This is a genomic window from Jeotgalibacillus proteolyticus (assembly GCF_050107735.1).
Lineage (GTDB): Bacteria > Bacillota > Bacilli > Bacillales > Jeotgalibacillaceae > Jeotgalibacillus > Jeotgalibacillus proteolyticus_A.
Map to the genome: position 1 here is coordinate 38815 of NZ_JBNILO010000013.1, position 14536 is coordinate 53350.

11 protein-coding genes are annotated in these 14536 nt (G+C 33.6%); 8 read left to right on the forward strand and 3 right to left on the reverse strand.

What is annotated here, in order from left to right:
• Positions 1-362 precede the first annotated feature (362 nt).
• Both ACQCT8_RS16700 and ACQCT8_RS16705 read right to left on the reverse strand, forming a co-directional pair.
• Positions 363-4079 (reverse strand): hypothetical protein, encoded by a 3717-nt coding sequence (locus tag ACQCT8_RS16700; RefSeq protein ID WP_426872996.1) that lies wholly within the window; start codon positions 4077-4079, stop codon positions 363-365.
• A gap of 504 nt (positions 4080-4583) precedes the next feature.
• Complete coding sequence (locus tag ACQCT8_RS16705) at positions 4584-5579, reverse strand: adenylate/guanylate cyclase domain-containing protein (protein ID WP_426872998.1); 996 nt, start codon at positions 5577-5579, stop codon at positions 4584-4586.
• A 47-nt stretch (positions 5580-5626) separates the two neighbouring features.
• On the opposite strand from ACQCT8_RS16705, the gene ACQCT8_RS16710 reads away from it, so the two are divergent.
• The 7 genes from ACQCT8_RS16710 (at position 5627) to ACQCT8_RS16740 (ending at position 12435) form a co-directional block, all read left to right on the forward strand.
• Positions 5627-6115: a Pycsar system effector family protein gene (locus ACQCT8_RS16710; protein WP_426873000.1), complete on the forward strand. Its 489-nt coding sequence runs from the start codon at positions 5627-5629 to the stop codon at positions 6113-6115.
• A 945-nt stretch (positions 6116-7060) separates the two neighbouring features.
• Positions 7061-7225, forward strand: coding sequence for a hypothetical protein (locus ACQCT8_RS16715; RefSeq protein ID WP_426873002.1), 165 nt, complete (start codon positions 7061-7063; stop codon positions 7223-7225).
• Positions 7226-7391: 166 nt separating this feature from the next.
• A complete protein-coding gene (locus ACQCT8_RS16720; protein WP_426873004.1) occupies positions 7392-7532 on the forward strand; it encodes a hypothetical protein in 141 nt (46 codons plus the stop codon).
• Between the two features lie 70 nt (positions 7533-7602).
• The gene (locus tag ACQCT8_RS16725) at positions 7603-7770 is read left to right on the forward strand and encodes a hypothetical protein (RefSeq protein WP_426873006.1); all 168 of its coding nucleotides are present in this window, start codon (positions 7603-7605) and stop codon (positions 7768-7770) included.
• Positions 7771-9168, forward strand: coding sequence for a recombinase family protein (locus ACQCT8_RS16730; protein ID WP_426873008.1), 1398 nt, complete (start codon positions 7771-7773; stop codon positions 9166-9168). It begins immediately after the preceding gene.
• Entirely contained in the window at positions 9165-10628 is a 1464-nt protein-coding gene (locus ACQCT8_RS16735) for a recombinase family protein (RefSeq protein ID WP_426873010.1), read from the forward strand. The genes ACQCT8_RS16730 and ACQCT8_RS16735 overlap by 4 nt, the downstream gene beginning before the upstream one ends.
• Before the next feature lie 235 nt (positions 10629-10863).
• Positions 10864-12435, forward strand: coding sequence for a recombinase family protein (locus ACQCT8_RS16740; RefSeq protein ID WP_426873012.1), 1572 nt, complete (start codon positions 10864-10866; stop codon positions 12433-12435).
• Between the two features lie 29 nt (positions 12436-12464).
• Here ACQCT8_RS16740 and rlmD read toward each other — a convergent pair whose 3' ends face one another.
• Positions 12465-13859 carry a 23S rRNA (uracil(1939)-C(5))-methyltransferase RlmD gene (gene rlmD, locus ACQCT8_RS16745; protein ID WP_426873014.1) on the reverse strand — a complete coding sequence of 465 codons (1395 nt, stop codon included), beginning with the start codon at positions 13857-13859 and terminating at the stop codon, positions 12465-12467.
• A 224-nt stretch (positions 13860-14083) separates the two neighbouring features.
• Between rlmD and ACQCT8_RS16750 the strand changes: the two genes are divergently transcribed.
• Entirely contained in the window at positions 14084-14527 is a 444-nt protein-coding gene (locus tag ACQCT8_RS16750) for an NUDIX hydrolase (RefSeq protein ID WP_426873016.1), read from the forward strand.
• Positions 14528-14536 lie beyond the last annotated feature (9 nt).

The following is a 14536-nucleotide window of genomic DNA, read 5'->3' on the forward strand; positions in this document are numbered from 1 at the left end:
TCATATTGGTTAAAATTAAAATTTGCTATTAGGCTTTTACAAAACAATTTAAACTCTCACCCCGAAAAGCAGCATCCGCTATAAAACTACCTTGTTATTCATCTCTGTTGTCCCTATTAGAAGACTTCAGAAGAAAAAACGACCTGCGTATTGAGGTTTATCACAATGAAGTATTTCAATTCAAGGAAGTTTTTAAAAATTACTCGAAATATAAGAACGACGGAACTGATTTTCACTTCACATTAGATAAGTTTTATTTGTTTTACCATCAAAACTAAATTTTGCAAAATAAAGACCCCTGCCCATTATGCAGGAGTCTTTTTCCGTAAAAAGGCTAGCACATTCATCAACACCACAGTCTCTCAATTTCCTCTTAAAAACTTGCGTTTCCTTTCTTCCTCTGCATATTGTATTTTTTGTTCCATTTCAGTTGCTACATATCTTTTTATAGGTATTAATTTTATTCCCAAGTCGATTTCATTTATTATATTTAATATTTGTCTCCAATCATTGGCCTCTAAATCGCTAAATAACTTATCTCCACTTAAACTTCTACTTCTTTTCAACCACCAAATCTTGGAGAAAACATTTGAGTCTTGATTGTTATTTACAAAAGTTTTAACTACATCATAAAACCATTCATTTCTCGTATTATGAATTATATCCATAATCACATTCATTTTTTTAATATTTTGATGATGCTTTTTTACATAATTTAATATAAATTCTTTAGCACGAACTAAATTTCTATTTTCTATATCATTAAAAAACACATTACAAAAATGCTTAGCTATACCAAAGTACAGTTCTTTATCTAAAGTATAATCAAAAACCTTTTCTAAGGAATTCTCTATATTTTCAATTTCCCAAATAATTCCTAATCCCATTTCTTTTTTGAATTTCCTATCTTCTTCGGAATAAAGTTTGTCAGTAAGTTCAAGTAAATAGTCTGGGTCTCTACTTAAGATATACTTCAATATTTTACCCTCATAATCAAAATAGGAGTCAAAAAAATATTGTTGGATATACATTTCCTTTATGGTTTCAAAATTAATAGAGTCCAGATATGAGAGCAAAGAATCGTCTCTACCTTCAATTCGTACTTTATTAAGTCTTTCTCTATTTTCTATAGTTACTGTTTCTAATAGATCTTTATAAAAATCTTCTTTTATATTTTGTAAATGTGATAAATTTCCTAAATAAATATATACAGTTTCATCTGTATTCTTTATTAATTCAATGAATCGATCAACTAGCTTTGTTTCCAAATATGCCGCGTCTATGTTTTCATAAAAAGCAACCACCCATCTTAAACTGCAATTGAATGATTCTTTTTCTAGTAGATTGAGAAATTCTTTTATTAGATTCGATTTATTTAAGTGATTTTTAAACACTAAGAAAGGAACATAATTTAAATCACTATTATTCTCAATTATTAACTCTAGCAGTGTGTGTCCAATTTGACTATTGTGATTGAAGTTTTCATCAACAATGATATCTAACACCTTATTTTGATTCCAAGTATTCTTTATAAAACCAATTAGGTACATATAATCTTCAAAGAAAGTTGATACTTCTTCTGTAGATTGCAACAAGAACGAATTCCGTATTTCTTGTTCCTTTAATTCCTCGTACTTTTTATAGTCATCAAAATTATACATATCTTTATCACGAATTCTATCCCAATCTATTCTTAAATACATTTCATAAAGTTCATTTCTATATTTAGCTTTAAGTGTATCCATCTTAAAATCTGTTATTGAATTCCTGTTTAAGAACTTTAAATACTTTTGTACAAATAAACAATGTTCAAAAACACCTGGATCTAGCTTCTCAATTAAGATTAGGATATATTCTTTATCAAAAGAAACAATATCTTTATTCTCCGTATACTCTTCACAATAAAATACTAATAAATCTAAACTCATTATATTATTTATATCGAATTGATTAATTACAGTATCCCATATATTTCTTCTAAACAATTGCAACTTTTCTATATTAGATAATTCATATTTATAAAATGTAATTTTATCCCCTCTTGAAGCTTTAACAACTTCAAAAGTAAATTTTAGAAAAGTTTTAGCTAATTCATAAAATGTTACAGAATATAAATTATCTCCTTTTTTTACTCTATTTATTAATAACTCGAACAATGTTAGCTGTCTGTAATAACCAAAACGTTCATCTTCCATTTCAAATGAAAAGGTTTCACGAAATTTGTGTATTAACTCCGGTAAATGATGAGGTTGTCTTCTAACGAATTCTAAACTTAGTTCAATGCTACTTTTTAATTCCATTGGGATAAATTTAAAATAATTCCCCATTAACTCAATTACTTCATTTTTATTATAAGCAAATTGATTTTGATCATAAGATGTATTGTATTCTTGAACATTTACATTGGGCAATGCCATTATCTTTTCATATAAATATTCTAATGCTTCATTTTGCAAATAGAACCAAAAAACCTTTAAAAATTCTAAACTTTGTTCAGGGCTTACTAGACTATTTAAATAATATATAAGTGATGGCCTTACTTTCCCCATTACTTTTTCTGCTCCAAACGAATTGTTCGCAGCAATTACACAATCTGTAAACCGTTCTGCATTTGATGCATAAAATTTTTCAAGCAAGAGGTTAAAAGATAAATACTCCTTATCAATAAAAGCCAAGAAAAAAAAGTAATTTGATATATTTTGTTCAGTCACCACCACATAGTCATATTTTATTTCTACCAATTCCCACTTTTCTAGTTTTTCTATCGTCTCTACTAGTTCATAATAATTGATGTCGAATTCATTTATTATCGGCTCAAGTAATTGTCTATTTTTATAAGGGAGCATATGGAAAAACGAAATTATTCCTAAGCACTGGATAGTAATTTTATTCTCTATATTTATTTTATCGTTAATAAAAGTTGTAAAGTATTTCTCAAAAAGCTCAGAAACATTATGCAGTACAGACAAATCCTGTTTTTCAATTGCTAACAAAGCCGACATTATAGCTAGTCTAGGATTACCATCTGCTATTTCTATTATTTTATTCTGATATCCTTCATTAAAAACTTTAAATGGTTCAGCTTTTATGATATCTACTATATGTTCATCCTTAAGTTTTTCGATATCCAATACCGTTTTAGATAAGTTACCACATAAATTTTTTATCTCATTCAAAGCATAATCTCTTACAGTAATAACTATTTTGAATTTACCTTTTCTATCAGTCTTATAAAAGCCTAATATTTGATTAAAAGCATCTATCCTATTAGCATCATCAACAAATAAAATATAATCTTTATTAGGATCAAAATAATCATATAAGTCTTGCAATAAATTGAAATTTTTATAAGAAACACAGTATGCTTGGTAATTTTTATGCTCTGTGAGTAAATCTTTTATTGTTTCTATGGCTAATTTTGTTTTCCCCACGCCTGCGGCACCATTTAATATCACAAAATCAGATGTATATATAGCCTCTCCCAACTCACTTTTTTCTTTTTCTCGATGTAAAAAATAATTATCTAACGGTGTCGCTATACCATTCGAAGCTTTATTATATTCTTTAATAAATGATTCAAGGGAGACAATCTGGCCCGTATCGAATGCTAGATCTAAATATTGATGGACTAAATCACGATGTTGTAAGTGTAATTCCAGAGCAAGTAAATCTAGAGTAATCAATGTTAATGTTATATCTTTATCTTCTATAAAAGAATTTAATTGATTTACGTCATCACTTTTTAAATTAAAATTCATACATAATACAATTTCTTTAATACTTTCTATGGCAATACCAGTTTTCTCTTGATCAAGACACTTTTCAATATCCTCTCTTAATTTTTTTGCCCCTGCTGAAATGTTTGTAGAATATTCAACAAAAATATATTTACCACCTGGTAATAAAAAAAATGAATCTGGCGTCCCCTTAATAGTCTTTTGTTTTCCTGTTTGACTTCCTGTCCTTGCAAAAGATGCATAATTTGAATTTCGCAAAATTAAGTAGCTATCACATAATTCTTGAAAAACTGTTTCATTTATTTCTGTCAGCCTATTTTCAATCGTTTGAAGTCTACTCATAAAATTTCCCCTTTTTATTTCGTATAATCAAGTATACTTTCGGCTAATACTTATACTGATATAAAAGAGTAATTACTAAAAGAATAGATAATTAAAAGTTTGGTATACTATAGCACGATTAGATAGCAAACAAGATAAGTCGTTAAGATTTCGTTAGAAACGTAAAAAAGAATCACCTTGGTCGTTATGTTCTAAAATTTAGATATTTACAGAACAGATTTCAAAAAAAGAATGGAGTCAAAAGGACCCAATAAAATTTATTATCCCAAAGGTAACTTTTATTCGTACGAACATTATCTTGTTTCAAAATACAAATAATTTATCAAACCAATCACTAGGACAATATTCTACTCATAACCCGTTCCGTTAAGAGCTACTAGCAAAGAATAATACTAATAACTAATTATTGGTCCAAAGAATCATCTGTTGCTGGAGATCCCTTACTCCTGGATCTATAGCAGATTAATTAGAAGCTTAAGACACATTTGTATCAGGCTCTTTATATTATTCTTTAAATAGGGCGTATTCTAGGTTAGACCCGAAAATGTTATGATCGGGAAATAATAAACTGTTCTGTGGCTTCCATATTTCCTCGAACTTTTCATAATACTCAAAGTTTTTATCTTTTAGTTCTTGAAGTACTTTTTCTGTCACTAAAATTTTGGGAGTTTTCTTATAGGAACCTTTATTTGTAGATAGGTTAATCATAGGGAAATAACCTTTTGTAATTTCGCCGTATACTAAGTACCACTTTCCTATGTCTTCATCTTCGATTATTTGCACGTCAGTACCTTTTTCAAACTCCTCAGAAACAAGATCTTTATATGAAACTGTTTTTGTGGTTTGGTCGTGATCGTTAGAAGAAACTAACAAAAGTTTATTTTCTAGAGAAAAATGCAGAGATTCGCTATATTTATTAGCCAAATCAGTTAGTTTACTTGCTATGTTTGCTGGTTTCCCAAGCCAAACTAAGGATTTATAAGGGGCGTTCTTATCTCCATTTTTTATTATTCCACCTTTAGACACCAACATTCTTCCGAAATCCACGCCAATTCCAAATTCAATGTCATTGTGTTCAAAATAATGATATATCACATTCATTCCCACCGAGTTTAATAATGCAGCAGTATTGAGTGCATTTCTACAAGAGTTTTTCTCGTTAAAAACTACCATAATCCGATCCCCAATAATGTTTCTGACCTCTCCTCCGAAATGTTGTGCCGCCTTCACCATAGATCTCATAAAAGCTCCATATAATTTAGTCAAAGTTTCTGGTTTGTGCTTTAAATTTAAATCGGTAGATTTTCTCATATCTATAAATAACACACAGGTTTTGATTTGTTTTGCTTTCATACTTTTCTCATCTAAGTTTGGATATGTAATGCCTTCTGTTTCTAAAGTTGGTACAAAAGCAGTATCCCTTACCTCTACATTAAATTCACTGCTTACTATAATCTCTGTATCTTTCTTTAGTTCATCTCTCAGTTCTGATAAATCCATTTTATTACCTCCTGAAATGTTATAATGTAGCAAAAAGGGGATTGCCAATGGAGAACGAAAAACTATTTAAACAGCTTGATTATAATGGCCAATGGATTCATAACGCTGATGTTAAACTCTCTATTATTTTAACATTTATTGGAGTGTTTAACGGCTTTATATTAACTGGGAATGAACCGAGTATAAAAACCAGCGAAGAAATGAGTGTAAGTGAATATTTAAATACTTTCATTATAGTCTTTTATCTCTTATGTTTAATTACGGGGTTTTTATTCTCTGTAAAAGGTATTACAGCAAAGGTAAACAACCCTCATCCTGGTCTATGGTTTTTTGGAGATGTAGCTAAATACGATCAGTGGCATTACTTTCATAAAATTAAAAAGAATCAAAGCGAAGAACAGTTTGAAGAGGATCTTATGAAACAAATCCACCTCACATCAAAAATTGCTCTTAAAAAATTTCTCTATTTGAACAAAGCAATTATATTTACAACAATCGCACTCATTCTTTTTTTTGTAGAACATATTTTATTTTAGGACCTTCCATATGGAAGGTCCTATTCTTTTGTAGATGATGCTTTCCCAGTTGAAACCTTATATGCAATACAGCTCAATTGTGGATTACTTAGGGTTTAGGTAGATCTACTTTTTCGTCTTCTCGTGCAGTTATGTTTAGTCTTTCAAGAGTGGAATGTCTTTAGTAACAACTTGGATATTATGTTTTTAATAAAATATATTTATATTTAATTCTAAAACATCTTACATCTCCCTCTCCAAACCCTTAACGATAATTTCATCTCACACTTGCCTCTTTGGATCTTGGTACCGATCGACATTTATACCGCACCATTTGTTTTTTGAAGAAGAAAAAAATACAATACATACCCATCTCCAAATCGGCAACGATAATCTCATTCTGCACTTGCATCTTTGGTCTGGGTACCGATCAACATTTTTACCGCACTATTTGTTTTTTGAAGAAGAAAAAAATACAATACATACCCAAATCCATAACGGCAACGACAATGTAATTTCACGCTTGCATCTTTGGATCTGGGTACCGATTGAAATTTTACCGCACCATTTGTTTTTTGTGAAAGAAAAAAATACAATACATACCCATATCCATAACGGCAACGATAATGTAATTTCACACTTGCATCTTTGGATCTGGGTACTAGTGAAATTTTACCGCACCATTTGTTTTTTGTGGAAGGAAAAAATACAATACATACCCATATCCATAACGGCAACGATAATGTAATTTCATACTTGCATCCTTGGATCTGGGTACCGATTGAAATTTTACCGCACCATTTGTTTCTTGTGATAGAAAAAAAATACAATACATACCCATATCCATAACGGCAACAATAATGTCATTTCATACTTGCATCCTTGGATCTGGGTACCGATCGGAATTTTTAACGCTCTATTTTTTTTCAAGAAAAAAAATATTCCATACCATTAGGAGAGAAATTAATGAAAATCACTCGTTGCTATGCTTCACCAGAAAATGCTGTAAATGTAAATGATCTAATTAAAAATCTTTTGGCAGTAGAAGCCGAAAATATATTAAATTCACTAGAAGTAAAGACTCAAAATAATTCTTCACCAAATAATAATATCGGAGGTGAGTGTTCGTGAGCTTCAATGAATTGGACTTTATTTCTCGTGAAGGTGGATCTGCTAATCCCCTAAGATATCTTTCTAGGAAGAACTTTGAAGCAATTAAAAAACTCGAAGCAACCGAACAACTATCTCCATTTCTTGTGAATAGTTTTATAGAATCTCGAAGTTGGGACGATCGATTATGAAAAAGAATTTTGAAAAGCAATTACCTGGAGAGCAAATCGGAACAATAAAAATACTGATCAAGAATAAAGATGAGAAAAGATATGTTCAATTGAGTTTAGAATTAGACTTCAATGTTGAAGGAATATCAAGAAATTAAGCACACTCTTTTAATCAAAATGTATAAAATGCTCCTCCCTGTCAAAGATGATATGGGAAGGAGTGGTTATATGAGAAAAAAAATTCACTTAAAAGCAGGTTCTGAATATAATGCTGCGACTGACAAATGGATTGAACATCTCGTTCAACGGATCATAGTGGAACAGTTAGATATTCCTCACCAGTTGCAGGCTAAGTTATTATATCGATCACTTATTAAAAGAAAGGAAGATATTTAATTGCTGGATGCAAAAAAATATAAAGTCTTTTTTCGGCGCGTCAGTACAACTAAACAAGATATGTCTTTACAAGAATCGGCAGATGCAATTCATAGGGAGCATCTTCACGAGAACGAAATTGTGATAATTAACGAAAATGGAGTATCAGCTAATAAGCTTAAAATTAATCAACGTCCTCAAATGCTACAGCTTATTAGTATGATCGAAAATTACCAAGTCGAAACAATTTATGCTTTTGATCGATCCAGATTGTTTCGAGATTTTTATGAAGCACTTTTTTTCGGAGTATTGTGTAAAAGGAAAAACGTAAATCTCATTTTCACATCTCCTGAAAAAGGTTACCAGGCGACTAATAATGCACTTTTAGAAGGCTTTCTAAATATCGTTGGAGATGTAGAAGGCAAAAATATTGCTAGACGTACTGAAGAAGCAAGGAAAAGATATCCACCGAGGAAGTTAGGGTACCTCAAAGAAAAAGATACTAAAAAGTACATTAAGGACCCTAGTAAAGAGAAACTTGTTTATCATTATTTTTCTGAATTATCCAATTTATCTTCCGTGGATGAATTGGATGAACTGTTAGATCGTCATAAAAAACTGTTAAAAACTACTACACTGCAACTAGTTAAAATCTCTTTAGACCCCTTTTATGCAGGATATGATTTAACTTCAGGAAAAAACGGACTTGGTCACGTTACACCCTACTTATCACTTGAGAAGTTTGAAAAAATGCAGCAGGCTCAGCCGATCATATCATCCTATATTATGAAAATTGAAAAGTTAAAGGCTTCTAATTCTTATCATCCGTTCTGTGGAAAATGCGGGAACAATATGACTTTTAAATACGAAACCGCTACACACTCTGCCTGGTACACCTGTTCTCGAAATCATAAGAAAATAATGATTACTATAAGTGACTTATCTTCCGCAGTACAAAATACTCTAGACAAGGTAGTGCACCATCTCAACATAGATCGACTATATAAGGATTCAGAAAAGTGTATTAAAAATATCAAAGCACTCATTGAAGCCGAGATAGAACTCTTAAAAAAGAAAGAAACCAGTACGTTAAAACGATTGATAGCTGACAATACTCAATTAGTCAATTTTAGATCGGACCCCCTTTATAAAAAGCTTTCTGAAGAAAGTAACCAAAAAGTGCTTCTCTTAAAAAGGATTCGTCTAGCCGAAGAAGCAATGCTTGATAATAAGCGAATCTCAATAGAAGTGAAAAATCATTTGAACGCTTGCAAAGACAAGAATCCCTTTTTACTTAGATCAATGGTGATAGATAGTATACACGTTCACCATAATGAATTAGATATTTCAATTCGAAAATTTGAATACTTAACTGATATTCAACCCCATTACGTTCAAGAAGGGAAAGATTTTCTGTGAAGTTAGCTTTTGCATACATTCGTCGATCGTCTTATAAACAACAAGAAAACAATAGTGTGAAAATTCAAAAACAACATATTTTGGAGTTTGCAAGCCGTAACAACCTATCAATACCAGAAGAGTTTATATTCATAGAGGATGTAACCAGCGCCTATACAAAGCCAGCAAATAAACGAAAGCAGTTGATGAACCTAAGCGATAAAATGATTGAAATGAATATATCAACTATTGTATTTCACGACGTATCGCGAATGGATCGTACAGGTTACTCTTTTACAATAGACTTTTACCGTCCATTGCGTGAAAAATTACCTAATCTCGCAGTTTATACAACAAAATCAACCGACCCAATTGATCCAGAAGATTTGGAAATGAAGATGAATTTTCTTTTATTTCATCACGAATCTGAAGTGAAATCCGATAGAGCGGTAAGTAGTTTAGTTAAAGACTTGACTCAAGGACATCCAATAAGACCTGGTTCAAAAATACCTTACGGTTACATTCAAAAAGATAAAAAGTTATATCCAAACGAAGATGCAGAGATCGTATCATTTATCTTTTTCTTATATAGTTGGGGACACTCATTCAAGAAGATAGCATTTTTATTAAATCAAGCTGAAATCCCATCTCCACTAGGGATCAGCTGGGGAGCAAGTTCAATAGAAAAGATCCTTAAAAACACTGTTTATACAGGGCATTTACTATGGCATATACCAAAACTGAAAGACGATCAAAAAGAATTTAAGTTTAAACATTCACACGAATCTATTGTAAATTCTTTCTATTTGGACCTACACCAGCAAAACAAAAAATTGCAAAGAAATTATGGAAGACTTGATACACCTTTTTTATTCTTAAATAAAATCAAATGCCAGACTTGTTATGAAGTGTTAAAAACACAGAATGGGTCAACTACTAGAAATGGAGTGAAATATCATTATCCATATTATGTATGTAAAAGCTGTCAATTTAAAGTAGCTGCTCAAGAAGTTCACGAAAAGCTACTCCCAAAGGTATTAAGCCACGTCCATAATCTGGCCTCATCAAGTCAAAATAAGCAGAATGCTTTACAATACATTGAAAAAACGACTAGTGATGTAGATAAATCCATTCAAGAAATCAAATCCTATATCGAGGATTTACACAAAAAAATAGAAATTGCTAAACAGCTTAGCGACCGAGAATTAGAATTGCTTATAGTTCCTTTGCTAGAGCAATCAGAGAAAAATCTATGCGATCATCAAAAATGCAAGAAGAACTTATTTAATATTTATGAATTAGTTAATACGGATAAATTTTTTTTCCGCTTCCAGAATATTTTAAGCTATCATCTAGGAAGACCTGAACAAAGATTAATTCTTCTATATTTTGTCGACCAAATCCTAGTGACATCTGATCATCAGACTCGTATTATGTTCAAGTCAAATATCTTTGATGATTTAGTGACACCAAGTAGTTAAAGTATCGAAATCCTTATCTAAACAGTGGGTAAAGTACCGAACAGAGTTTTTACAATTTTATGGGAGAAGTTATTTTCACTTAAGATCCCCTATCATAAGGGGTTTTCATTATAAGTGGTTCGGTAATTTACCCACATTGGTATACCAATATAGGTGAACTACCGAATTTTATTAACAGTATGGTCACATTACCGAAATTTATACAGAACTAAATTTATTTTGAGGAGCAGATTAATTGTCGTTAACTAAATCATTAAATACAAGTGAATCAGTCAATACTATACCTAACCCACCAACATCTCAGTACAGAATCTATAATGGTGGTGATCGTGTAATGAGATGTGCAGTATATGCTCGTGTTTCAACAGAGCAGGATTCACAAAAAAAATCAATTGGCAACCAACTTGATATGTTCCATAGTTACGCTATTGAAAATGATTGGCAGATCGTAAAAACGTATACCGATAAACAATCGGGGACTAAAGGAAACAGACCGGGATTAAAAGCATTGATTGCAGACGCAAAAGCAGGTCTCTTTGATGTAATTTTAGCAAAAGAGCTTTCAAGGTTAGCACGTAACGGGGGCCTTTCTTATGAGCTGCGTGATATTTGTCAGGCAAACAACATTCATATTATTTGTCTGGATAACTCCATCAATACAATAAAGGGTAATGTACAAAACTTTGGACTATATGCGTGGCTTTACGAAAGTGAATCTGAAAACAGTAGCAGACGAAACAAAGCTGCTAAAAGAGTCAAAGCAGGCCGAGGCCTTTTCGTCGGTTCTAACCCGCCCTATGGATATTACAGCGATGGCGGTAAACTTAAAATTCGTAACGATAATACACCGAACATTGTTCGTCGAATCTTTAGTGAATATCTCGAAGGAAATGGAATGGAAGCGATCGCCAAAAATCTTACAGCAGATAACATACCTACCCCTTCACAGGTCGCAAAGAAAACAAATGCCTCACCATTATGGCATTCTTCTACCATCAAAAATATCTTAAACAATAAACATTACTGCGGAGATCTTGTCCAGAATCAAACAGAAACAATTTCTGTAACTTCAATTAAAAGGAGAGTTGTAGATGAGGAAAATGTTACTACTCAAGAAAATACACACGAACCGATTATTTCTAAGGAGACATTTGATACCGTAGCAAAGCTGCTAAAAGGTAAAACCCGTACATCTACAGCACCCAAAAAACACATTTTCACAAATGTACTATACTGTGAAAATTGCCACAAAGGTATGTGGTATAGAGCAAATCAAAAAGGTTACAGATGCGGCGGAAATTTAAAGCACAGTGATGCATTTTGTCGTAACAGAGTTGTTATTCGAGAAAAGGAGCTGATTCACGTTATTTTGGAAGACTTACAGCAAGTATTCAAATGCATTCAAGATGATACTTATATTAAAAACATTCAGGATAAGCTCAAAAAGAAGAAACTATCGATTCAAAAGGAGATAACAATAGTTGAGAACGAAATAAAAGACTGCCGGTTAAGAAAGAAAAGTTATCTCGATTTTTATGCTGACCAGGTCATTGGCAGGGAAGAATTTATGGATGTTAGAAAATTGGCTGATCAGAAAATTTCTGAGTTAGTGAACACCAAAACTGAACTTCAACAAAAACTTGAAGAGTGTTCAAACGAAAATTATGCTGTAGACCTAGGTTCTAAACTAAAAGAATTCCTCTTTTTGAAAGATTTAACACCTCAACTATTGCATACTTTGGTTGAGAAGGTAACCTGCAATAAAGACAATGAGATTCGAATTCACTACAACTTTTTATCCGTTTGAACAAACAAAAAAGGCAACACCCATAAGGGTTAGTTGCCTTCTTTTAAAATGAGTTGCGAGACGCACTCCACGTGGCTCGTCTGTGGAAACATATCCACCGGCTGCACCTCAACCGTGTGATAGCCTCCATCTTCAAGAACCCGAAGATCACGGGCGAGTGTACCGGGATTGCAGGACACATAAACAACGCGTTTTGGCTTCATTTTAAGGATCGTTTGTAGCAGCGCTTCATCACAGCCTTTACGCGGCGGGTCAACGACGATGACGTCTGCTTTCTTCCCTTCTTTATGCCATGCTGGTATTACTTCTTCTGCAGGTCCTGCTTCGAATTCAGCATTGTGAATGCCGTTTAATTCGGCATTTTTTTTTGCATCTTCAATCGCCTGCTCCACAATTTCCACGCCGTACACTTTCTTGGCTTTTTGAGCTAAGAATAGGGAGATGGTTCCAATGCCGCAATAAGCATCGACAACCGATTCCTCCCCGGTCAATTCCGCGTATTCGAGTGCTTTTTTATATAACACTTCAGTTTGAACAGGGTTGATTTGATAAAAGCTGCGTGCTGAAATGGCAAAGCGGATATCGCCTATTGAATCATAAATGACTTCACTTCCCCACAGCACGGTGCTGCTCTCACCCATAATGACGTTTGTTTTTTCTGCATTGATATTATGATTAATGGAAGCCAGTCCCTCGATCTGTTCCTTTAAAGCGGCAACTAACTCTGTTTCATATGGTATCTTCTTCGTTCTTGTGACCAGAACAACCATGACTTCACCTGACGTTCTGCCACGGCGGATGACCACATGCCGCAGTACGCCCTTATGGGTGGCTTCATCGTAGGGCTGAATTCCAAGTTCGTTCGCTTTTTCTTTTACAAGCTGCATCACTTGGTCGCTCACCTGATCCTGTATGATACATTGATTCACATCGACAATTTCGTGGCTCCGTTTTGCATAAAAGCCGGTGATCACACGTCCCTCTCTTAAGCCAACCGGAACCTGGCTTTTATTGCGGTAGCGCCAGGGCTCCTCCATGCCGAGCGTTGGATGAACCGGCACGTGAGGGAGCTTGCCGATCCGGGCCATTATATCCTGCACCTGTTTCTGTTTGGCGGCAAGCTGGCCTTCATAGCTTAAATGCTGGAGCTGGCAGCCTCCGCAACGGTCGTACACAGGGCAGGGCGGCTCAACACGGTCTGGACTTTTTTTATGCCAGTCCATCACGCGTCCAAACCCAAACTTCTTAGTCGTTTTGAGGACTTTCACTTTCACGAGCTCCCCTGTTAGGGCATTTGGAATAAAAAGCGGGTAGCCATCCACTTTCCCAACCCCGTGACCTTCATGGGTTAAATCTTCTATGTTAACATCTATTACATCATTTTTTTTAACGGGCAAAGGGTTGACGCTTAATTTTTTTGACATTCTACTCTTCCTTTTCACTAGGATCTCGTTTATTCGTACCTTTCATTTTAGCACATCTTTGCGGCTGCTGCGATTTTCTGACAGGTTTACAGGTGACTGAACAAGGGTATAATTTATTCACAACATAAGTGTATCGGAAAAACTAATTTGATTTTCGATTTAATATTGTGTAAAATAAATAAAATATTCAATTTATTCTAAAAATTCTAAAAAGGAGAATGAGCATGAGACAGTCACCGATGGTAAAAAGAAAAGTACTTGCCTATATTACACGTGAACAGGGAGGCCATAAAGAATTGCTCGTCTTCACTCATCGCGATTACCCGGAGGCAGGTTTGCAGGTGCCTGGAGGAACGGTTGAAGATACAGAGCTGCTGATTGATGCTCTTTACCGCGAAGTGGAGGAAGAAACCGGTTTAAAACGGGACGATCTCCGTTTACAGGGGAAGCTTCATAAATACATGTACTATGCAGAAGACAGGGAAAAATATTATGAACGGAACTTCTTTCATCTTGAAGTAACATCGGATACAAGCGACGAATGGGAATATGTCGTTGATGGAGACGGAGAAGATGGCGGTCTTCATTATCAATTTCAATGGACGCCGGTAAAAGAATGTGAACTGGCAGCTGATCAGGACAATGCAGTTGAATGGCTTTATCAATAAAACCAAAAA